This window comes from Microbulbifer sp. MKSA007 (assembly GCA_032615215.1).
GTDB lineage: Bacteria > Pseudomonadota > Gammaproteobacteria > Pseudomonadales > Cellvibrionaceae > Microbulbifer.
Map to the genome: position 1 here is coordinate 63255 of CP128433.1, position 20627 is coordinate 83881.

The following is a 20627-nucleotide window of genomic DNA, read 5'->3' on the forward strand; positions in this document are numbered from 1 at the left end:
AGTTACTCCTTATTATCATTTTTGCGCCAAACCATTAATTGATTATTGGCTGGCAGGTAATTTAGTTCTGCGCGACTGAGCCCCGCACTCTCCGCCACCTGATCGAGCCATTCGAGATCGCGAATCCCCCGCTTGGGATCACGCTCCTTCAACTCGAGATCAAAGTCAGCATTAGAGGGACCGATAAACTCGCCTGCAATCTTCACGGGGCCATAGACAAGCAGCAAGCCTCCGGGCTCCAGAATATCGGCACTGTGCAGAAAGAACTTCTGCACCAGTTCAGCGGACATAATATGCAAGGTGTTTGCGGTGAAAATAGCATCAGCCGAAATCTCAGGCCAAGAATCGCCAACATCGAGCGCCAGCGGTTGCGGCAGGTTGCTACTGGGTATCTCCGCCAGCCAGGACTTTACTGCCTCCAGCTGTTGCGATCGCTCTGAAGTTTGCCATTCAAGATGCGGTAAATGCGGAGCAAAATATACTGCGTGTTGACCAGTACCACTGCCAACCTCAAGCACTTTACGACTTGAAGCCAGCAGGCGAGTCAGTTGCTGGAGAATCGGCTCGCGATTGCGCCCGCAGGAGGGCGCATTGGGCAATTCAGTGCTGCTCACTGCGGCTCATCCCGGGTAAATACCCAATCCCACTCAGTGGACAAACCTAGGTTAAAACCATAACCAGCCACATCAAAACCTTTCAGCTCTTCCGCCTTCTTTACCCTCTGATCAATCGCCCAGCGACTCATCATGCCTCTGGCTTTCTTAGCGAAGAAGCTGATCATCTTATACTGACCATTTTTCAGGTCCTTAAAATGCGGGGTGATCACCTGAGCATCAAGCTGCTTGGTTTTGACTGATTTGAAATATTCATTGGAAGCCAGGTTTACCAACTCGCGACTCTTCACACCCTGCAACTGCGCATTCAATGCTTCGGTAATCTTATCTCCCCAAAATTCATAGAGATTCTTACCCTTGGCATTTTCAAATTTAGTGCCCATCTCGAGGCGATAGGGTTGCATCAAGTCCAACGGGCGCAGCAAACCATAAAGGCCAGAGAGCATACGCAAGTGCTTTTGCGCATAGGCAAAGTCCCGCTTACCCATAGTCTCCGCCTCCAATCCAGTATAAACATCACCTTTAAAGGCGAGCAGGGCGGGGCGGGCGTTGTTATCGGTAAACGGGCGCTTCCAAGTGTGGAAGCGATCGTAATTCAAGACTCCCAACTTGTCTGAAATCTTCATCAGGCTGGAAACCTGCTGCGGGCTCAGTTCGCGCAACTCTTTGATCAGGGCTGCTGACTCTTTCAAAAAGTCCGGCTGGGTGGTTTCCAGTGAGGGAATATCACTTTCATAGTCCAGGGTTTTCGCCGGTGAAATAACTATTAACATCGGGTGCCTTCTCAATTCGCTATCGCCTCAACCACACACTACCAAGCTATTGTGGGTGGCCCAAATATATCGCGGATGTTTACTCCGGCTTTAGGACGTCCTGCCACCAGTTGAGCGGGGTCTGCCCATCTTTGGGGTCATAAACATTGCCGTAATACCAAACGCTATTAGCCCCATCGCAGGCACTGTTGAGGATCTCCTCAATCTTATCGAATCCACAGCTGACATGAATGCTGTAGACCAATACGCGCGGTGCCTCGAGATCCAACTCACCCCCGAGTTTTTCCAGCTGTGGGGTTAACTTATCAGACAGTTCCGTGCTATCACCGCGACAAAAAATACGCACCGCCAAATTGCCCGAGCGCTTTACCAACTCAAATTGCTGGGTGTCTTTATCGACCTTAATGTAATCCCCACTGGCGATTCCTTTTATAAAGACAGGGGATCGCACCAGCTGGCAGCTATCATCCTCGCTCACACGAACCTGTAGCCGTTCCACCACGGGCTCACCTTCGGGGTTGTTGCCCGCAAATAACTCAATGACTTGAAGTGCCGTCATAAACCTCAGTTCCCGTACTGTGTACAATGAGTAACCATTCTAATGACTCAACATTATACAGGGAGGGAGGTAATGATCTCGCGTACCCAGGCGCTTACGGCATGTGTCGCATTTCTGACAACATCCATTCTCGGCGGGTGTGTTGTCAACCCAGTCACCGGTGAGAAACAGGTTTCGCTGATATCTCCGCAGCAGGAGGTTCAACTGGGGCAACAGCACTACGCTGCCAACCAACAACAGCAGGGCGGCCAATACACCATTGATCCGGCCCTGCAAAACTACGTCAGCCAGGTTGGCCAAAAGCTGGCGCGGGTCTCAGACCGTCCCCAGCTACCTTACGAGTTTGTAGTTCTGAACAACTCGGTTCCCAACGCCTGGGCCCTGCCCGGCGGCAAAATCGCTATCAATCGAGGCCTGCTGGTGTTACTCGATGACGAAGCTGAGCTCGCTGCCGTACTGAGCCATGAGATAGTTCACGCTGCTGCACGACATTCCGCAACTGCAATGTCCCAACAACAATTACTAGGCGCAGGCCTGGCAATCGTGGGAGCTGCCACCCAGGACTCTGGCTACTCTGACTTGATTGCCACCGGGACTCAACTGGGGGGCTCCGCCTATATTGCCCGCTACAGTCGCGGCAATGAGTTAGAGTCAGATCAATACGGTATGAAATATATGGCCGCTGCGGGGTATGATCCCCAGGGGGCCGTACGCCTGCAAAGCAAATTTGTTGAACTGTCGGAGGGGCGGCAAGCTGGTGGACTGGAAGCGCTCTTTGCCAGCCATCCCCCTTCACAGTCTCGTGTCAGCGCTAATATCAAGCACAGTCAATCTCTACCCCAAGGGGGAATCACCAACCGGGCCTCTTACCAAAAAGCCATAGCGCAATTAAAGCGCGATGCCGATGCTTACAAGAATTACGACAATGCGGTTGCCGCAGCCAATAATAAAAAGTTTGACTCTGCACTAACGCTGGTAAGAAAAGCTCAAAAACAGCAACCCAAAGAAGCTGCCTTTTTTGCGCTAGAAGGCGATTTACTCAGCCAAAAGAAACAATATAAAAATGCCCGAAAGGCATACGACAGTGCCATTCAAAAGAATCCGGCGCTATTTTCGTATTGGCTAAAACGGGGAGTCACTAATATCCAATTAAAAAATTACAGCTCTGCAGAGGGCGACCTAACCAGATCACTACGCTATCTTGATACAGCTTACGCTCACTACTACCTCGGCCAGACCTATGAGAGACAGGGAAATAAGCAAAGTGCTTACAAGCACTATCAGGAAGCTGCTGGGGCTGGAGGAGAAATTGGCACCATGGCACAAAACCGAATAAAAGCCATCACCAACAAAGGGTAAATAAATTCGATTTATAAATAAAAAGGGCCGTCTCAGACAGCCCTTTTTTAATTTTGCTTATAACTGAAAAATTACGCTAAGTTCGAACTTTTCTACATCAAGTTCAATAAAGGGAGTCAAAAAGCTAAGCACGGTATCATTTTCAAGATCCGGCATTACATCAAGCGTTGAGGTATATCCAGCACGATAGGTATCACTACCAAAGCTGCGAATATTAATATTATCATCTGCCTCCATAGTGCTATAAGCAGCCTCTAAGGCAATATTCCGACTAAAGAAGTGAGTGAAAGCCAGCTTCATATCGTCTTTCTCGTCCAGTTTCATACCAAACGAGGTGCTTTGTGAGAAGAAATAATCTGCACCGATCTGCCAATAATCGTCATCACCTTCATAGTCGGCATAGGAAAGTTCAGTGGTCAAATACCTCCCACCTCCCAGACTTGTGAAATATTTAGAGGAAAAGACAGCCACATCGAATCCATCGTCACTGACAAAATCAAAACCAATATAATCAGTACCGCTCAACGGGTGATTGTATCGAAACTCAACATAAGTCTCTTCATCAGACTCAAAATCAGTATGGGAAAGTTCTAATAAAAAGTTCGGGGTGAATAAATAGCCAAGAGCAACCGTGTTAATATTGCGATCATTAACTTCGGTCAAATCAACACCGAAAATCAAACCATTTTGAGAAAAATACTCTCCGGTCACGGCGTAATTATCGGCATTATTATTATCTACCTCATTGTGGAAAAAGGCAGCCGACACATTGCTTACTTTGTTAATATATTCAAACTCTTTTAGAGGGCCTAGAGTTTCTTTTCCAGAAAAGTAATAAGTAGTTTCAGCCAAAAACTGATTACCATCTAAATCGAACTCACCACCCAAAACATCTAGATCATAATCCAAGCTAGAATAGCCAGCTGTAGTAATTGAATTATATTTCTCAGCGTCAGCTGTTACAGAGAGAAGTAACAGGGGAAGAATAGCGAGACTGAATCTCATTTCCAAAACCTTTCGTTAACATAATGACCTAAATTGGGGTGCGAATTCTAGCAAGAATTTTTTACTGCGCAACAAATACTATTTGTATGAGATAAAAGCAGAATCCACATATAAATGAACTATTCGGTAAATATGCTATTATCACCAAACCTTGATAATTCAATTCACACAACAGGTTCTTTATGCTTCCACTGCTCATATAGTTCTACTGAACTGACAAGCAACCTTTCGCCTGGAGATACCTATCGATGAAAGTTATTCACCCACAGGTTTTTACGAAACATTCGAAGCGACAAGCTTTCATTTAGTAAGCCCGCATAAGAATTAAGCTAAATTTCGGAAGGATTATCTCTCGATAGCGAGAGATCTAAAGAGATTTCAGATTTATTTAGAGTTCGTTAATAAAAAGGAAAATCAGTAAAGTACTCCAACCATTACATAAAAACAGCTGGATACAGAAGAAATCTGGCACCAATGTGCCAAGCAGGATTGAAGCAGTACAGCTAAGTTGCTTTGAGCTTACCCAAGCTATACATACAAAATAAAGGGCTATCAATGATAGCCCTTTATTTAATCTAGCTTACAATTGAACAGTTAAGCCCAACTGATAGATATCAAGGTCACCCTTAACATCATTGTTAGAAAGATAAGCTGCTTCAACAGCAATATTGCGGTTAAAGAAGTGAGTCATACCCAGCTTATAATCTTCTTGTTCGTTATAGTCAAACTCAACAGAAGTGTACTGATTGAAGAAAAACTCAGTACTCAGCGTCCAGAAATCATCATATTCCTTGATGCTATTGTAAGCCAACTCTGCAGTCAGGTACTGCTCTCCACTCAGGTGAACGAAATACTTAGAGGACAAGACGCGATTGTCAGACTCCTCATCCACATAAATATTAAAACCAACATAATCAGTTGAGTTCAACTGGTGGTTATAGCGAGCTTCCACCGAAAATTCATTATCACTATCGTTATCAACATGGTTCAACTTAACCAGAAAATCTGGAGAAAAGAGATATCCGATAGACTGATAATCTAAATTAGACTCCCAAAGGTCATATATACCGGCACCGATAACGACCCCATTGGATGCAAAATATTCACCACTTACCGCGAAAATATCAGAGTCATAACTACCACTGTTAGAGTGCGAGAAGCCAGCAGAAACATTACTCACCTTGTTGATATATTCGAACTCTTTCAAGGGGCCAAGAGTTTCTTTACCACCAAAATAGTAAGTAGTTCCAAGACCAAAATCATCTGCATCAGAGCTAAAATTAAAACCATCCCCCTTATAACCATACTCGGTATTAGAGTATGTAGCATTAGTAAAAGAATTATATTCTTCAGCGCCTGCAGTTGCGGCGACAAGCATCAAGGGAAGAGCAGCAAGCTTGAATCTCATTTGATAAATCCTTCGTTAACGTAGCGATCCAAATTGGGCTGCGGATTGTAGCAAAAGTTTTTTGGTGCGCAACAACAGCAAATTACACGATAAGCAATTAGAGCCAAATTTGCGGTAAAGCGAATATTTTTTTCGATAAAAGAACGTATCAACCAGAAAAAACAAACGCTGTAATTGGCTGTAATGCACCAAACAAATAAATTCCAGCTAAAAAGAATAAAATAAAAAGTTTTATTTTAATATTCGAACATATATTTATTCAGGCTGTGTTCAGGTTGAATTGATTAACATCAATCGCTATTAATATTTACAACCCATTGCGGGTCATAAAACTCCCCTATTAGATTAATTTTTACAAAAGGGGCCACACTGGCAATGATTTCATCAATTTTTTTACTGTGCTCAGCTTGCATAGCATCCCGATCTTTTTTACATCGCCAGCTAGCAATGGCTATCAACACATTGGGGTCATCAATTTTTTGATGAAGCTCTGTGCCCATCGCTCCCGGGGAGCGCTGGATAATCTCAGAAGCGCGCATCCAGGCATCGGCATAATCCTCAGCTTTAAACCCATTTTGTAGTTGAACCTCGAAGATAAATTTCATGCTCTGTATTACCTAACGACTAACAAATAGTTTTCCGTAAAAAAAAGGCCGCACTAGGCGGCCTTTTTAAATTAGCAAATCCCTTTAGGACTTGCGCAGATTTTCCTGGTGCCCGTGCCGGATATCAGCACCCTCCACCAAGTAAACAACCTGTTCACAAATATTCTTCGCATGGTCACCGATCCGCTCCAGTGAGCGCAGGGTCCACAACACATTAATGACCCGGGAAATACTGCGCGGGTCCTCCATCATGTAAGTTACCAGTTCACGTACGGCCGTACGGTAATCCATATCAACCTGCTGGTCCTCAGCAAGAGTTTGCAGAGCCGACTGCACATCGAAACGAGTATAGGCATCCAGGGCGTCATTGAGCATTTTGCGCACAGCATTGGCAATATGACGGATTTCGGTATACCCGCGCGGCGACGTACCTTCATCTGTCAGCGCTATGGCCATCTTGGCAATCTTGCTCGCCTCATCTCCAATTCGCTCCAGGTCGCGGGCAATTCGAATGACAGACAGCACCATACGGAGATCGGATGCCGCCGGTTGGCGCTTGGCTATAATTAGCGTGGCGTGCTCATCCAGGGCCATCTCACTCTTATCGATGACTTCTTCAATACGCAGCACTTCCTCGGCCAACTCACTGTCAGCATTAGCCAGGGCATCAACCGCATCGGCAACCTGGCGAGCGACCATGCCGCCCATTTCCAGCATCTCTGTCTTTAGGCTTTCCAGGTCTTCATTAAATTGGCGTGAGATATGTTGATCGAAATGCATTTCCATAGTTTTCCCTCCGAGCAGGAACCTTAGCCGAAGCGGCCGGTGATATAGGCTTCAGTGAGTTCGTGCTCGGGGTTGGTGAACACCGTTTCAGTATCGTTAACTTCCACCAAATGCCCCAAATGGAAGTAAGCTGTACGCTGACTCACCCGCGCAGCCTGCTGCATCGAGTGAGTAACGATTGCGATAGTGTAGTTCTGGCGCAGCTCATCAATCAGCTCTTCGATTCGCGCCGTCGCAATTGGGTCCAGGGCAGAGCAGGGCTCATCCATCAGGATCACTTCCGGACTCACCGCAATTGCGCGGGCGATACACAGACGCTGCTGCTGACCACCGGACAGACCCGTGCCCGGCTTGTCCAAACGATCTTTAACCTCATTCCACAGACCGGCGCGGCGAAGGCTGTTTTCTACGATCTCATCCAGATCGGCACGGCGGCTGGCAATGCCGTGGATTTTTGGGCCGTAGGCCACATTCTCGTATATGGACTTGGGAAAAGGGTTTGGTTTCTGGAATACCATACCGACGCGGGCGCGCAGGGGTACCACATCCACTTTGGGGCCATAGATGGGGTCACCATCCAGACTTAACTCGCCCTCGACGCGACAACCTTCAATGGTGTCATTCATGCGGTTGAGGCAACGCAAAAACGTCGACTTACCACAGCCGGAAGGGCCGATCATGGCAACCACTTCATTTTTTCCAATATCGAGGCCGACCGAGTGGATCGCCTGGGTTTCACCATAGAAAACATTCACATTGCGCATACGCAACTTGGCGGTGTCACAGAAGGGTTGGCCAACTGTTTCTCTAACATCAGCCCGATCATTCATCATTTGCCTACCCGCAACATCGGATTGCGCCGCATCAGTTTGGCTGGCGGCATCCAGGGTCATGGTACTCATATAATATCCCGCTTTCTGATAATCCGCGCTCTGTTACCAGCGGCGCTCAAGTTTCTTGCGCAGCAATACCGCGCTGGTATTCATCACAATCAACACACTCAGCAACACCATAATGGCTGCGGAGGTGCGCTCGACAAAGGCGCGCTCCGGGCTGTCTGCCCACAGGAAAATCTGCACAGGCAGCACGGTGGCCGGGTCGGTTACCCCAGCAGGTACGTCGACAATAAAAGCGACCATACCAATCATCAATAGGGGCGCCGTCTCACCGAGGGCCTGGGCCATACCGATAATCGCGCCGGTCAACATACCCGGCATCGCCAGGGGCAGCACATGGTGGAAAACCACCTGCATACGTGAAGCCCCCATACCCATTGCCGCCTCGCGAATTGAGGGTGGCACCGCCTTCAAAGCCGCGCGGCTGGAAATAATAATCGTGGGCAAGGTCATCAATGTCAGTACCAAGCCCCCTACCAGGGGTGCCGAACGCGGTAACTCAAAGAAATTAATAAATATCGCCAGGCCCAAAAGACCGAAAACAATAGAAGGCACTGCCGCGAGGTTATTGATATTCACCTCAATCAAATCGGTCCAACGGTTTTTGGGCGCATACTCTTCCAAGTAAATCGCCGCCGCCACACCGATAGGGAATGACAGTGCGAGAGTTACCAACAGGGTAAACAGGGAGCCCATCAAGGCTGCGCGGATGCCCGCCTGCTCTGGTTCACGGGAGTCGCCATTGGTAAAGAAGATGGTATTGAACCGCTTCTTCAGTTCACCGCTGTCCAGCAGCTGTTCAATCCAACCGGCCTTCTGGTCCGAGGTACGACCACGGAATCCCTCTTTGGAGTCCTTCAGGCTTTTGACGAAAGTATCCACATCGTCATCGACTGACAGCCAGACTTTCTCGGATTTACCCAACAGTTCCGGATTCGCAGCTAAGCGATCGCGCAGGGTAAAAGGTGCTCCCGAGGAAACCAGGCTGTAGAGCTCGCGCTTGTCACTGCGACCAGTCACAGTGGGAAAGCGTTCGCGCAGGGATTGGCGAATAACACCGGTGAAGTTTGCCCAGGTCAGACTTTCATCATCGACCTTATCGATGCCCAGAACCTGTTCGTCGTAGTGCACCTCCAGTTGGATAGCTGTCTGTACAAAGGCACCACTGCCTTTGCTGATAATGTCAGTGAACAAAATCAGTACAGCGAGTACACCAAAGGCGATACTGCCAATACCCAACCCACGAAACAGCTTTTCTTTGCGGTGACGGCTGGCGAGGCTTTTTTCTATGCGCTCGCGAACCTGCGCCTGAGTAAGATCAGTCATACTGCTCCCGGTATTTTTTCACTACGTGCAAGGCAATAAAGTTCAGCACCAAAGTGGAGATAAACAACATCAGGCCCAAAGCAAAAGCGGCGAGGGTCTTGGGACTGTCAAATTCCTGGTCGCCAACCAACAGAGTCACTATCTGCACCGTCACAGTCGTGACCGATTCGAGCGGGTTTGCGGTGAGGTTTGCCGCGAGCCCGGCAGCCATCACCACAATCATGGTTTCACCAATTGCGCGGGAAACGGCCAACAATACACCGCCGACGATGCCGGGTAGTGCCGCAGGAATCACAACTTTGCGCACCGTCTCGGACTGGGTGGAACCCAAACCCAGGGCGCCATCGCGCAGGGACTGGGGCACCGCGTTGATCACGTCATCGGACAGAGAGGAAACAAAGGGAATGATCATGATTCCCATCACCAGGCCAGCGGCCAGTGCGCTTTCACTGGAGGCCTGTAGGCCCATAGAGGTGGCCAACTCGCGAATAAATGGAGCAACGGTTAAGGCAGCAAAAAAGCCGTATACCACGGTGGGTACACCGGCGAGAATTTCGAGTACTGGCTTGGCCAGGGAACGCACGCGCTTACTGGCGTACTCCGCCAGATAAATAGCCGCCATCAATCCCACAGGTACCGCCACAAACATGGCGATCGCGGACACCATCAGGGTTCCGGTAAACAGCGGGACAGCACCAAAAGCACCGCTCGATCCCACCTGGTCTGCGCGCAGGGCCATCTGTGGGCTCCAGTGCAATCCAAACAGGAATTCACTCACCGGCACGGACTGGAAGAAGCGCAGGGATTCAAACAATACCGATAACAAAATACCGACAGTGGTTAGAATCGCGGCGCTGGCACAGGCAATCAGCACCGTGCGCAGCACTTTTTCAACTTTTTCGCGAGCGCGCAGCTTGGGAGAAAAGCGCAGCAGTGTGAAAGCGGCAAGGCCGCTGGCCAATACCAAGCTCAGGAAGGCCTGTAAATTATTAGAGCTGGAACGCAACTGACTGAGGTAGTCCGCAGCACTCTGCAATTGTGGGGACTTTTCACCTATCAGGTGGCCCGCCGCGAGATTCTGGATCTGCGCGTAGAGAAGGTTCTGCCCGGAGATGCTCTCCGGCTTATCGGCAATACTATTCATGACCATCGCACGGATGATCGAATCGTCAAACACCAACCAGCCACAGAGTAATATCAGTGCTGGCAAACCACACCAAAGGGCGGTGAGTAATCCGTAGTAACTGGGCAGGGCGGCCAGATTGCGAACGCCGCCAAGACTGCGAGCAGCGTTCACTGCACGGCGAAAGCCAGTGCCGTAGGCCACTAATATCAGGAGCAGCAAAAGTGCGAACAGTGTGGGGGTTTGCATTGAATTACCGTACTAAAAATATCGTCGCTGGCATTATCCAGACTTTATCCCCGCGCTCCATCACAGGGGGGGCGACAATTTGTGAGTCTTCTTATAAAGAACGGCCAAGCCCTTTCGAGCTTGGCCGTCAATTCCCTTTGACAGTACAACTCCAGAATTTTTTTACTTGGCTGCGAGATTACTCAGTGCGTTCAGCTTGCGCACATCAGTAGCAATCTTTTGACGCTCCTCGGTGGGCAGAGGAATCATGCCTTTGTCAGCCAGGTAGCCATCTTCACCCCAGGCGCGCTCATTGGTGAATTCAGCCAGGAATTGCTTAACACCGGGAACCACGTCAGCGTGCTGCTTCTTAACGTAGATAAACAGCGGACGGGAAACCGGGTAGCTCTGGTCAGCGATGGAGTCGAAAGTAGGGGCCTGATCTTCGATCAGGGAGCCCTGTACCTTGTCAGCATTCTGGTCGAGGAAACTAAAGCCGAAGATACCTAGGGCGTTGGGGTTGGCAACCAGCTTGTTCACGATCAGGTTGTCGTTCTCACCGGCTTCAACATAAGCACCGTCTTCGCGAACGTTGTGACAGATCGCTTTATAAGCGCTCTTGTCTGTTTTCTTCATGGCTTTGATCCAGCCAAACTTCTTACAGCCACCTTCCATTGCCAGCTCGGCAAAAGCATCGCGAGTACCGGAAGTGGGGGGCGGACCCAAAACTTCGATTTTGGTGTTGGGCAGAGCTGGGTTTACGTCCTTCCAGGTCTTGTAGGGGTTGGCTACCAGAGTTTCAGAACCGTCTGGGTTAGGTACTTCCTTAGCCAGGGCCAGGAAGATGTCCTTACGAGTCAGCTTAAAGGGAGCTGCTTTCTTAGCATTCGCAAGAACGATGCCGTCGTAACCGATTTGCACTTCAACAACATCAACACCGTTGCTGTTACACATTTCCAATTCGGATTGCTTGATGCGACGGGAGGCACCGGTGATATCCGCAGTGCTTTCTCCAACACCCTGGCAGAACAACTTCATGCCACCACCAGTACCAGTGGACTCAACGACTGGAGTTTTAAACTGGGTTGCGCGGCTAAAACGCTCCGCCACAGTCGTAGTAAACGGGTAAACAGTAGAGGAACCTACAACACTAATGTAATCGCGCGCTGCCATAGCAACCTGTGAAGTTGCCAGGGTCAGGGCTGCCAGAGAAGTCGCCAGAATTTGCTTGTTCATTGTGTAACTCCGATGAGTGTTTTTATTTCACGCGGCGATGCTAGGAACAACGGGTGACGATTCTATGAATAAAAGATTACAAAAAGGTTACAGCTGTATTTTTACCCTGCTGGCATGAGAGCGGGCAAAGGGTTAACCTTCGAGCAACATAAATAACAATAAGATGTAAAGAGAGAAGCCCCCATGCGTTTTCTGCTGTGCAGCGCGCAGGCACTCGAGCGCCTGACCAGTCATACCGGGCAACTGCTGTCCTGGTTCACCTGGGCCATGGTTCTGTTACAAAGCTGTGTTGTGGTGATGCGCCACGGCTTCAATACCGGTTCTATCGCCCTACAGGAATCCGTGATTTACCTGCACGGTGCCGCCTTTATGCTGGGGCTGGCCTATGCGTTGCAGACCGATGCCCATGTGCGAGTGGATGTCTTCTACCGCAGGATGAGCGCCAGGGCCAAAGCCTGGATCAATGCAATTGGCTATCTGATATTCCTCTTACCGCTTTGCGTCTTTCTATTTGTAAGCAGCTGGCACTTTGTACTGAATAGCTGGTCAGTTTTTGAAGACAGTGCGAACGCCGGCGGCCTGCCTGGGGTATTTTTACTGAAGAGCCTGATTCCTCTGTCTGCGGTCACCTTGGCTCTGGCGGGGCTGGCTCAGTTTATTCGCGCGCTGGTGCAATTGATGCTGCCCCAACAACAATCCATTCCAATGTCGTCGTCAAAAGCAGTACTGAAGCAGGTAGAAGGGGCCGAAGTGTGATTGAGCTAATCCCCTTTCTGATGTTTGCAGCCGTCTGCGCTCTGCTTATGTTCGGCTACCCAGTAGCTTTTACCCTCGCGGGTACCGCCCTGCTATCAGCGGGCCTGGGTATTGTGTATGGCGTATTTGATGCTGAGTTGCTGCGCGCCTTCCCCGATCGCCTCTACGGCATTATGCAAAACGGCACTCTGGTTGCCGTTCCGCTATTTGTGCTGATGGGGGTAATACTGGAGCGAGCCAAGATTGCCGAAGATTTGCTGGTTAATCTGAGCAAAGCCTTTATGGGGGCTCCCTCAGGACTCGCCATTTCCGTGGTAGTAGTGGGCGCGCTGCTCGCCGCCAGCACTGGTATTGTCGGTGCAACTGTAGTCACCATGGGGTTGATGTCACTGCCCACCATGCTAAAAAATGGCTACTCCCCCAAACTGGCCACCGGCACTATCTGCGCCACCGGTACCCTCGGGCAAATTATCCCTCCCTCTATTGCCTTGGTTCTACTGGGTGACACCCTCTCCAATGCCTATCAACAGGCACAACTGTCTGCGGGCATTTTCAATCCCAAGCCAGTCAGCGTAGGGGATCTGTTTGTAGGGGCAATTATTCCCGGCTTACTGCTGGTGGCCGCCTATATCATTTATCTATTATTTATCGCCCGTCGCCCCAAACCCACAGAGAGCAGCGAGCCTCCAGAAGTGGATAAGGCCCAGCTGCTTCGCAGTCTTTTGCCCCCGATTGCCTTAATGCTGATTGTGCTCGGATCAATCATCGTTGGCGCTGCCACCCCTACAGAAGCGGCCGCCGTCGGCGCACTGGGGGCGGCGTTACTGGCATCCAGTCGCGGAGCACTAAGCTTTAAGCGCGCCGGGGAAATCGGCCGCAGTACACTTCAGGTCTCGGCAATGGTTTTCGCCATATTGATTGGCGCTTCATTATTTTCTCTGGTATTTCGCGGTTACAACGGTGAAGAATTGGTGACAGGATTTTTCCACAGCTTGCCCGGAGGGGTAATCGGCGCGACCCTGTTGGTGATGCTGGTAATCTTCCTGCTGGGCTTTATCCTCGACTTTATCGAGATCACCTTTGTAGTGGTACCAATTGTGGGGCCGGTACTGCTGGCAATGGGCGTCGATCCAGTGTGGCTCGGCATTATGATTGCCATCAATTTGCAAACCTCTTTCCTAACGCCTCCTTTTGGGTTTGCCCTCTTTTACCTGCGCGGGGTGGCCCCCAGTTCTGTGGCCACATCGGCCATCTATCGCGGGGTAGCACCTTTTATTGCCATTCAACTTTTACTGCTCTGCCTGCTGGCGATTTGGCCGGCCCTGGCCACTTGGTTGCCGGGGGTGGTTCAGCAATAGTGATCTGCGACACGTGGGAGCCGTCCATAGACTGAGAGGCGGCACCAACGGCCAAAAACGCGTCTGCGGTCGACTAAAGGCCGAAATTTATTCTGGTCAATTACTGGCCAAATTGTGCTAGAATGCGCCACCATTCCAGTAGTGGAAACCAATAACTCTAACAATCTGTGAGTACCCGATGTCCGCACTGTCAGCTCTCGATGAAGATCCGCAACCCACAGGCACGCTAACCCTGCAAACCCTGGCTATGCCCCGCGATACCAATCCGCAGGGGGATGTTTTTGCCGGTTGGCTGATGTCGCAGATGGACCTCGCTGGCGCCATTCTCGCGCAAACCATGGCGCGCGGCCGTGTCACAACTGTTGCGGTGGGCAGCATGGTTTTCCTGCGCCCGGTTCCGGTTGGCTCAACAGTCAGCTGCTATGCGGAAGCCATTGAAGAAGGGCGCTCCTCAATTCGTACCATGGTTGAGGTTTGGCTGACACGGGTGGATTCCGGTGAGCAGGTCAAGGTTACCGAGGGTGAGTTTGTATTTGTCGCGATCGACGATGCCGGCCGCACCAGGCCGCTGCCCTGATTGTAGATTTCGAGTTCGCCGGCTGTAGAGCAACACAGCCGGCAATATCATCGGCCCAGTAGTTGGGCGCTAATCTTCCTTTAACTCTCTCGCCTGGTAGTAAGCCTCTTCACTGATCTCGTGGTAGGGCTTCACATCCCGTTCAAATTCCTTAAAGGCTTTGTAAACACGGGCAAACTCCGGGTCCCGCTGCGCCGTCTCCTGCATAATTTCGTTGTTGATCTTCTTCAGGTGAGACAGAACATCCTCCGGCAAGCGCTCCACTTTTACCCCGTGCTCTTCTACCAGCTCCTTGAGGGCCCGGTTATTGCGTGCCGTGTATTCGTCCAGCATATCCTGGTTAGCTTCACGGGCGGCGACTCGCACTATTTCCTGCAAATCAGCAGGCAGTTTTTCGAACGCCTTTTTATTAACGATAAATTCCAGGATAGAGCCCGGCTCATGCCACCCGGGGTAGTAGTAATACTCAGCGACCTGGTGGAAACCAAAAGCGAGATCGTTGTAGGGCCCCACCCATTCGGTAGCATCGATCACTCCAGTCTGGAGGGCGGTGTAGAGTTCTCCACCGGGAATGGTCACCGCAGTGCCGCCTGCGCGGTTTAAAACCTCACCACCCAGGCCGGGAATACGCATCTTTAGGCCCTTTAAATCCTTCACCGACTCAATCGGTTTGTTAAACCAGCCCGCCATCTGCACGCCGGTGGAGCCCCCCGCAAGTGGAATCAGGTTAAAGGGCTCGTAGATCTCTTCCCAGAGTTCGAGACCACCGCCGTGATGCAACCAGCCATTCATTTCCTGGGCATTCAAGCCAAAAGGCACCGCAGTAAAAAACTGGGCTGCAGGCACCTTGCCTTTCCAGTAATAGGCAGCACCGTGTCCCATCTGCGCGGCGCCTTCCGATACAGCACCAAATACGCCCAGGGCAGGTACCAATTCACCGGCACCGTACACTTTGAACCTGAGACGCCCGGCTGACATCGCCTCGACTTTCTTGGCAAAACGCTCCGGCGCACTGCCGAGGCCAGGGAAATTCTTGGGCCAGGTAGTAACTAATTTCCACTCGAACAGCTCTTTATTGCCCTCTGCGGAAAAGTGCTGGGCAGGGCCCATTTCTGCACGGGAAGCTACCAGGGCGGCGAAGGTTATGGCGAGCAGGGCTAAGAGCCCGAGAATGATAGCCGGGTACCAATTGAGTTTTTTCATTGCTACTAATTTATCGTTATTTTTGTATTGTACAAATTATCGGCAGACGCTTTGGTCGCCAACTTAGGTCTTCAGGGGAAGTCCTCTGTGATCTGACCCTGGTATTTTGGATGGATTCCCGCTATAGCTGGAATCCATTCACCACTATCTAACTTTCAATTCTGCATGCCTCTCAGTACCGACATGCTCCGGCACTCAGTATTTAATGCTTAGTGCCAGCTCAAGCCATCACTTAAAGCGGCTGCAACTTGGCCATCGAAAGTATCAGCCTCTTGTCGCCAACATCGTCAAAATTAACCAGCACCCGCATTCGAGGACCCGTTCCCTCAAACTCAATGACAGTTCCTTCACCAAACTTGGCGTGGTCCACTCGCCCGCCCAGGACCAGCGGGGGCAAATCATCAAAGTCTGGCGCCGGGTCGGAAAACTGGCCTACCTTGCCGTAGTCCGCCTGATAGAGAGGACGGGAAATTTCGGTCTTCAGGCGCACTTCTTGCACCAAATTAGGTGGAATTTCGCCGATAAAGCGGGAAGGGCTGTTATAGGTTTCGCTGCCAAACAGACGCCGGTTTTCCGCGTAGGTAATGTATAGCTTGCGCATGGCGCGGGTGATACCCACGTAGCAGAGGCGTCTCTCCTCCTCCATGCGGCCGGGCTCCTGCGCCGACATCTTGTGGGGGAACAGGTTTTCCTCCACACCCGCCATAAATACCAGGGGAAACTCCAAGCCTTTGGCGGAGTGCAGGGTCATCAGCTGGACGGCATCCTCAAACTCATCCGCCTGACCTTCACCCGCATCAAGGGCAGCGCTGTCGAGAAACTGGTTAAGAAGCGGGATTTCCTCCTCTTCTTCCTCTCCCTCGGGCAGGCCTGCACCGGTAAAGCCGCGACAGGCAGTGACCAGTTCCTGCAAGTTCTCCACCCGTGTTTGGCCTTTCTCGCCTTTCTCTTTGCCGTGAAACTCCAACAAATCGCTGTTTTCGATCACATCCTCAGCAATAGCATCCAACTCTTTATCTTCTGCATTCGCTGCCAGCTGGTTAATCAGGTCCAGGAAACTCTGCAGGGCATTGCCGGCGCGAGCAGCCAATACCCGTTGCTGCAACATCAGCTTGGCCGCCTGCCACAGGGAGCAACCCTGCTCCCGGGCATAAGAGCGCACCATCTCTACAGTGCGCGCACCGATGCCACGGGTGGGTGTATTCACCACCCGTTCAAACGCAGTGTCATCATCGCGGTTGGTAATCAGGCGTAAATAAGACAGGGCATTCTTGATTTCCAGGCGCTCGTAGAAGCGCTGGCCGCCATAGATACGGTAGGGAACCTGCTCGCGCAAAAGCCCCTCTTCAAGTACCCGGGATTGGGCATTGGAGCGGTAGAGGATGGCGATGCTGTCGCGGCGATTGCCGTCGCGCACCCAGTCATTGATACGTTCGACAATAAAGCGCGATTCATCCTGTTCGTTGTAGGCCGCGTAGACGGCGATGGGCTCACCCTCTTCACCCTTGGTCCACAACTCCTTACCCAAGCGACCACTGTTATTAGCGATCACCGCATTAGCCGCGTTCAGAATGGTGGAGGTGGATCTGTAGTTCTGCTCCAGTCGCACCGTCTGCACTTCTCGTAAGTCTGTGGAAAAGTGCTGGATATTCTCGATCTTAGCACCGCGCCAACCGTAGATAGACTGGTCATCGTCACCCACGGCGGTGATATGGCACTGCTCACCGGCAAGTAAGCGCAACCAGGCATATTGAATCGTGTTGGTGTCCTGGAACTCATCCACCAGGATATGGGGGAAGCGCCGGCGGTAGTGGGCCAGAATAGCATCGTTATTCAGCCAGAGCTCGTGGGCGCGCAACAGCAGCTCGCCGAAATCCACCAATCCACCGCGCTGACAGGCCTCTTCATAGGCGAAGTAGATTCGCACCATGGTCTGCAACCAGGGATCGGCGCCGGCATTGATATATTGCGGGCGCAGGCCTTCATCTTTCTGCGCGCCAATCCACCACTGGGTTTCACGCGGTGACCACTTTTTATCATCCAGACCCAGATCTGCCTGTACCCGCTTGATTAGGCGAAGCTGGTCGTCGGAATCCAGGATCTGGAAGTTCTGCGGCAACTTGGCTTCTTGCCAGTGAGCCTTGAGCAGGCGGTGAGCCAGGCCGTGGAAGGTGCCCACCCACATGCCAAAAGTGTTCACCCCCAGCAGCTCTTCGATACGGGCGCGCATCTCGCGGGCCGCCTTGTTGGTAAAGGTTACCGCCATAATGGAGTAGGGCGAGGCGCCCTCCACCTGCATCAGCCAGGCGATGCGGTGTACCAACACCCGAGTCTTGCCCGAGCCGGCACCGGCCAGAACCAATTGATTGCCGGGCGCGGCAGCTACTGCTTCGCGCTGGGCGTCGTTGAGGGGGTCTAAAATCTGAGATACGTCCATGGGCGAAGATTGTACCAGAGCTGATGCACAAGACCTGTGTAAATAAACAGGATTTTGTCCCGCCTGACAATGTAATGTGATGTCGCTCGCCAGCAGAGGGCACAGCGGCTAAACTGCGCCATCTGGCATAGAGAAGGAAGTCCTGTGAAACCGGCGGAAGTAACGCAACGAATCAGTGAACAACTGTCATCCATGCGCAAATCAGAGCGCAAGGTGGCGGAGTATATTCTCGCCAACCCCGATGAAATCATTCATATGCGCATCGTCGACCTGGCCACTGAAGCCCAGGTTAGTGAACCGACCGTGGTGCGCTTTTGCCGCGCCGTGGGCTGCTCCGGATTCCAGGAGTTCAAGCTGAACCTGGCGCAGCAGCTGGCTTCCAGCCCCAGCTTCGGCCAGATTGCGGTTACGGAAACGGATACCATTGCCGAGTACAAGCGCAAGGTTTTCGACTCCACGGTGGATACCCTGCTGAAAGTCCGCGATAGAATTGACGACCGTGCCCTCGAGGCCGCTGTCACTGCGATGGCCGCTTCCAAGCGGGTGGAATTCTTCGGTTTTGGTGCCTCCGGTGCCGTCGCCGCCGATGCCCAGCACAAGTTCTTCCGCCTACAGTTGGCCACCGCTGCTCACTCGGACCACCACATCCAGAATATGTCGGCCATGTCCATGCAAGCGGGGGATGTAGTAGTAGCTATCTCCCAGAGCGGTCGCACCAAGGCGTTACTTCGCTCCATGAGCATGGCAAAAGAGCAGGGCGCTCTGGTGGTTGGTTTGGCACCCAGCGGCTCGCCGGTAGCACAGCAAGCCAGCATCCCACTGGAAGTGGATGTGGAAGAGGATATTGAGATCTATACGCCGCTGTCCTCGCGCATCGCCCACCTGGTGGTAATCGATGTTCTCGCTATCGGCGTAGCCCAGCGCAAAGGTCCTCAGCTACAGGAGCACCTGTTGAAACTGAAACAGGGACTGTACACATTGCGGGAAGACAAGCACTAAACTCCCTGATATCCAAAGCGGGCAAGGGACAATGTGCCCGCCCGTTTCTACCAAAGCCATTTCCCGCCAATTGGGCTTTGCCGGGAAGATCCTTCCAGGCTGTACCTGAGCAACATAATGACACCCATCGCTTCTAACCCAGACGAGAAAGCCCCGCGCTGGCTAGTGGTGTGGCTGGCCGCACTCGTTTCTCTGACACCTTTTTCCATCGACAGCTACCTGCCGGCCATTCCGGCGATGGCGGCGGCCCTGGATACAGAAGTCGAGCGGATGCAGTACTCCGTGTCCAGTTTTCTGCTGGGCTTTGCCCTCGGACAACTATTTGGCGGACCATTATCAGATCGCTGGGGACGGCGCCTTGTAGGAACCATCGGCCTCAGTATCTATATAGCCAGCTCCCTGTTAGTCCTGTTTACCGACCATGTAGACCAACTGATTATCCTGCGCTTCTGCCAGGCAGTTGGCGGCGGCTTTGCCACAGTAATATGTGCTGCAATTGTGCGCGACCTACACAGTGGCCGTGAGGCAGCAAAAATTATTTCCCTGATTAGCACCATCATGCTGATTGCACCGCTGATCGCCCCGGTGATCGGCTCTGCACTACTAGCCGTTGGCGGCTGGCAAAGTATTTTCGTCTTTTTGTTACTGTACGCTCTTGCAATGCTCGTTCTAGTACAGCTGCTGCTACCGGAGACTGTCTCCCGCTTTACCCGCGCACGCCGCCAGATGATGCCGCTGAAGTCTCTCGTGGGCAGCTACGGCCAGGTTTTGCGCAATCCCCGCGCTATTGGGTTCCTGATTGCACAGGCCTGTGTCAGCGGTTCGATGTTTATCTACATCACCACCGCGCCCTTTGTGTTTATGGATTACTTCGGTGTTAGCGCGAATCAGTTCCCACTGTTTTTTGGTATCTGCGTGCTCGGGCTAATTTGCATGGTTCAGGTGAATATCCGCTTACTGAACTTTTTTGAGCCGCGCAATATCCTGCTGGCGGGTATTGTGTTGCAGCTATTGGGTTGCGGCCTGCTGCTGCTGGGAACTATGACAGGTGTCAAAGAACTGACCCTGTGGATGATTCCCCTGGTACTGGTGATGAGCTGTATCGGTATTACCGGCCCCAATGCCGCCGCCTGTTATTTGGAGTTCTTCCCCAAAATCAGCGGTAGTGCCAACGCGCTATACGGCGCCGCTCTGTTTATTACCGGGGGGATACTGGGTGGAATGGCGAGCAGCCTGCACACCGGGACCCTGACACCTATTGCAGGGTCTATGGCGGGCTGTGCTTTTGTGGCACTACTCTCTGCACTATTTGTCGCGAAGGTTCGCCAACCGATCGAGTCCGATATCCCTGCGACCCGGCGCTTTACCCCGCGTTAATG

Annotated in this window: 19 protein-coding genes; 6 read left to right on the forward strand and 13 right to left on the reverse strand. The window is 51.6% G+C overall.

Translation table 11 applies throughout. The annotated features are described in order from the left end of the window. Positions 1 to 2: 2 nt before the first annotated feature. From QT397_02875 to QT397_02885, 3 genes are all read right to left on the reverse strand, one after another. Positions 3 to 614 carry a DUF938 domain-containing protein gene (locus tag QT397_02875; GenBank protein WNZ56325.1) on the reverse strand — a complete coding sequence of 204 codons (612 nt, stop codon included), beginning with the start codon at positions 612 to 614 and terminating at the stop codon, positions 3 to 5. After that, positions 611 to 1387: a peroxide stress protein YaaA gene (yaaA, locus tag QT397_02880; protein WNZ56326.1), complete on the reverse strand. Its 777-nt coding sequence runs from the start codon at positions 1385 to 1387 to the stop codon at positions 611 to 613. The genes QT397_02875 and yaaA overlap by 4 nt, the downstream gene beginning before the upstream one ends. A 79-nt stretch (positions 1388 to 1466) precedes the next feature. Continuing rightward, positions 1467 to 1946: a DUF4265 domain-containing protein gene (locus QT397_02885; GenBank protein WNZ56327.1), complete on the reverse strand. Its 480-nt coding sequence runs from the start codon at positions 1944 to 1946 to the stop codon at positions 1467 to 1469. A 72-nt stretch (positions 1947 to 2018) separates the two neighbouring features. On the opposite strand from QT397_02885, the gene QT397_02890 reads away from it, so the two are divergent. Then, positions 2019 to 3305: a M48 family metalloprotease gene (locus QT397_02890; GenBank protein ID WNZ56328.1), complete on the forward strand. Its 1287-nt coding sequence runs from the start codon at positions 2019 to 2021 to the stop codon at positions 3303 to 3305. 57 nt (positions 3306 to 3362) lie between these two features. On the opposite strand, the gene QT397_02895 is transcribed toward QT397_02890, so the two are convergent. The 8 genes from QT397_02895 to QT397_02930 all read right to left on the reverse strand — a co-directional run bounded on the left by QT397_02895 (position 3363) and on the right by QT397_02930 (position 11918). Further along, complete coding sequence (locus QT397_02895; GenBank protein WNZ56329.1) at positions 3363 to 4310, reverse strand: putative porin; 948 nt, start codon at positions 4308 to 4310, stop codon at positions 3363 to 3365. A 580-nt stretch (positions 4311 to 4890) separates the two neighbouring features. Then, entirely contained in the window at positions 4891 to 5718 is an 828-nt protein-coding gene (locus QT397_02900) for a putative porin (GenBank protein ID WNZ56330.1), read from the reverse strand. 290 nt (positions 5719 to 6008) lie between these two features. Continuing rightward, positions 6009 to 6323, reverse strand: a complete 315-nt coding sequence (locus tag QT397_02905; GenBank protein WNZ56331.1) for an antibiotic biosynthesis monooxygenase — start codon at positions 6321 to 6323, stop codon at positions 6009 to 6011. Between the two features lie 84 nt (positions 6324 to 6407). Next, positions 6408 to 7109 carry a phosphate signaling complex protein PhoU gene (phoU, locus tag QT397_02910; protein ID WNZ56332.1) on the reverse strand — a complete coding sequence of 234 codons (702 nt, stop codon included), beginning with the start codon at positions 7107 to 7109 and terminating at the stop codon, positions 6408 to 6410. A gap of 23 nt (positions 7110 to 7132) precedes the next feature. Continuing rightward, positions 7133 to 7942 (reverse strand): phosphate ABC transporter ATP-binding protein PstB, encoded by an 810-nt coding sequence (gene pstB, locus QT397_02915; GenBank protein ID WNZ58608.1) that lies wholly within the window; start codon positions 7940 to 7942, stop codon positions 7133 to 7135. A gap of 102 nt (positions 7943 to 8044) precedes the next feature. Then, positions 8045 to 9331, reverse strand: a complete 1287-nt coding sequence (pstA, locus tag QT397_02920) for a phosphate ABC transporter permease PstA (protein ID WNZ56333.1) — start codon at positions 9329 to 9331, stop codon at positions 8045 to 8047. Continuing rightward, complete coding sequence (gene pstC / locus QT397_02925) at positions 9324 to 10703, reverse strand: phosphate ABC transporter permease subunit PstC (protein ID WNZ56334.1); 1380 nt, start codon at positions 10701 to 10703, stop codon at positions 9324 to 9326. Before pstC ends, pstA begins: the two co-directional genes overlap by 8 nt. A gap of 162 nt (positions 10704 to 10865) precedes the next feature. Then, positions 10866 to 11918 (reverse strand): PstS family phosphate ABC transporter substrate-binding protein, encoded by a 1053-nt coding sequence (locus tag QT397_02930; GenBank protein ID WNZ56335.1) that lies wholly within the window; start codon positions 11916 to 11918, stop codon positions 10866 to 10868. 183 nt (positions 11919 to 12101) lie between these two features. Between QT397_02930 and QT397_02935 the strand changes: the two genes are divergently transcribed. The 3 genes from QT397_02935 to QT397_02945 all read left to right on the forward strand — a co-directional run bounded on the left by QT397_02935 (position 12102) and on the right by QT397_02945 (position 14609). Continuing rightward, on the forward strand, positions 12102 to 12674 hold the full coding sequence (locus tag QT397_02935) for a TRAP transporter small permease subunit (protein ID WNZ56336.1): 573 nt from the start codon (positions 12102 to 12104) through the stop codon (positions 12672 to 12674). Then, positions 12671 to 14032 carry a TRAP transporter large permease subunit gene (locus QT397_02940; GenBank protein WNZ56337.1) on the forward strand — a complete coding sequence of 454 codons (1362 nt, stop codon included), beginning with the start codon at positions 12671 to 12673 and terminating at the stop codon, positions 14030 to 14032. The genes QT397_02935 and QT397_02940 overlap by 4 nt, the downstream gene beginning before the upstream one ends. A gap of 187 nt (positions 14033 to 14219) precedes the next feature. Further along, the gene (locus QT397_02945) at positions 14220 to 14609 is read left to right on the forward strand and encodes an acyl-CoA thioesterase (protein ID WNZ58609.1); all 390 of its coding nucleotides are present in this window, start codon (positions 14220 to 14222) and stop codon (positions 14607 to 14609) included. Between the two features lie 69 nt (positions 14610 to 14678). Here QT397_02945 and QT397_02950 read toward each other — a convergent pair whose 3' ends face one another. Beyond that, on the reverse strand, positions 14679 to 15812 hold the full coding sequence (locus QT397_02950; protein ID WNZ56338.1) for a TRAP transporter substrate-binding protein: 1134 nt from the start codon (positions 15810 to 15812) through the stop codon (positions 14679 to 14681). Positions 15813 to 16044: 232 nt separating this feature from the next. Continuing rightward, the gene (uvrD, locus tag QT397_02955) at positions 16045 to 18249 is read right to left on the reverse strand and encodes a DNA helicase II (protein ID WNZ56339.1); all 2205 of its coding nucleotides are present in this window, start codon (positions 18247 to 18249) and stop codon (positions 16045 to 16047) included. A gap of 144 nt (positions 18250 to 18393) precedes the next feature. On the opposite strand from uvrD, the gene hexR reads away from it, so the two are divergent. After that, entirely contained in the window at positions 18394 to 19248 is an 855-nt protein-coding gene (hexR, locus tag QT397_02960; GenBank protein ID WNZ56340.1) for a transcriptional regulator HexR, read from the forward strand. Between the two features lie 117 nt (positions 19249 to 19365). Further along, positions 19366 to 20625 (forward strand): multidrug effflux MFS transporter, encoded by a 1260-nt coding sequence (locus QT397_02965; protein WNZ56341.1) that lies wholly within the window; start codon positions 19366 to 19368, stop codon positions 20623 to 20625. The last annotated feature ends 2 nt before the right edge of the window (positions 20626 to 20627 follow it).

Bases quoted from the DNA above. Each gene is read 5' to 3' on its own strand.
- yaaA (WNZ56326.1), bottom strand. From the start codon at position 1,387: ATGTTAATAGTTATTTCACCGGCGAAAACCCTGGACTATGAAAGTGAT.
- QT397_02885 (WNZ56327.1), bottom strand. From the start codon at position 1,946: ATGACGGCACTTCAAGTCATTGAGTTATTTGCGGGCAACAACCCCGAA.
- QT397_02890 (WNZ56328.1), top strand. From the start codon at position 2,019: ATGATCTCGCGTACCCAGGCGCTTACGGCATGTGTCGCATTTCTGACA.
- QT397_02895 (WNZ56329.1), bottom strand. From the start codon at position 4,310: ATGAGATTCAGTCTCGCTATTCTTCCCCTGTTACTTCTCTCTGTAACA.
- QT397_02900 (WNZ56330.1), bottom strand. From the start codon at position 5,718: ATGAGATTCAAGCTTGCTGCTCTTCCCTTGATGCTTGTCGCCGCAACT.
- QT397_02905 (WNZ56331.1), bottom strand. From the start codon at position 6,323: ATGAAATTTATCTTCGAGGTTCAACTACAAAATGGGTTTAAAGCTGAG.
- phoU (WNZ56332.1), bottom strand. From the start codon at position 7,109: ATGGAAATGCATTTCGATCAACATATCTCACGCCAATTTAATGAAGAC.
- pstB (WNZ58608.1), bottom strand. From the start codon at position 7,942: ATGATGAATGATCGGGCTGATGTTAGAGAAACAGTTGGCCAACCCTTC.
- pstA (WNZ56333.1), bottom strand. From the start codon at position 9,331: ATGACTGATCTTACTCAGGCGCAGGTTCGCGAGCGCATAGAAAAAAGC.
- pstC (WNZ56334.1), bottom strand. From the start codon at position 10,703: ATGCAAACCCCCACACTGTTCGCACTTTTGCTGCTCCTGATATTAGTG.
- QT397_02930 (WNZ56335.1), bottom strand. From the start codon at position 11,918: ATGAACAAGCAAATTCTGGCGACTTCTCTGGCAGCCCTGACCCTGGCA.
- QT397_02935 (WNZ56336.1), top strand. From the start codon at position 12,102: ATGCGTTTTCTGCTGTGCAGCGCGCAGGCACTCGAGCGCCTGACCAGT.
- QT397_02950 (WNZ56338.1), bottom strand. From the start codon at position 15,812: ATGAAAAAACTCAATTGGTACCCGGCTATCATTCTCGGGCTCTTAGCC.
- uvrD (WNZ56339.1), bottom strand. From the start codon at position 18,249: ATGGACGTATCTCAGATTTTAGACCCCCTCAACGACGCCCAGCGCGAA.
- QT397_02965 (WNZ56341.1), top strand. From the start codon at position 19,366: ATGACACCCATCGCTTCTAACCCAGACGAGAAAGCCCCGCGCTGGCTA.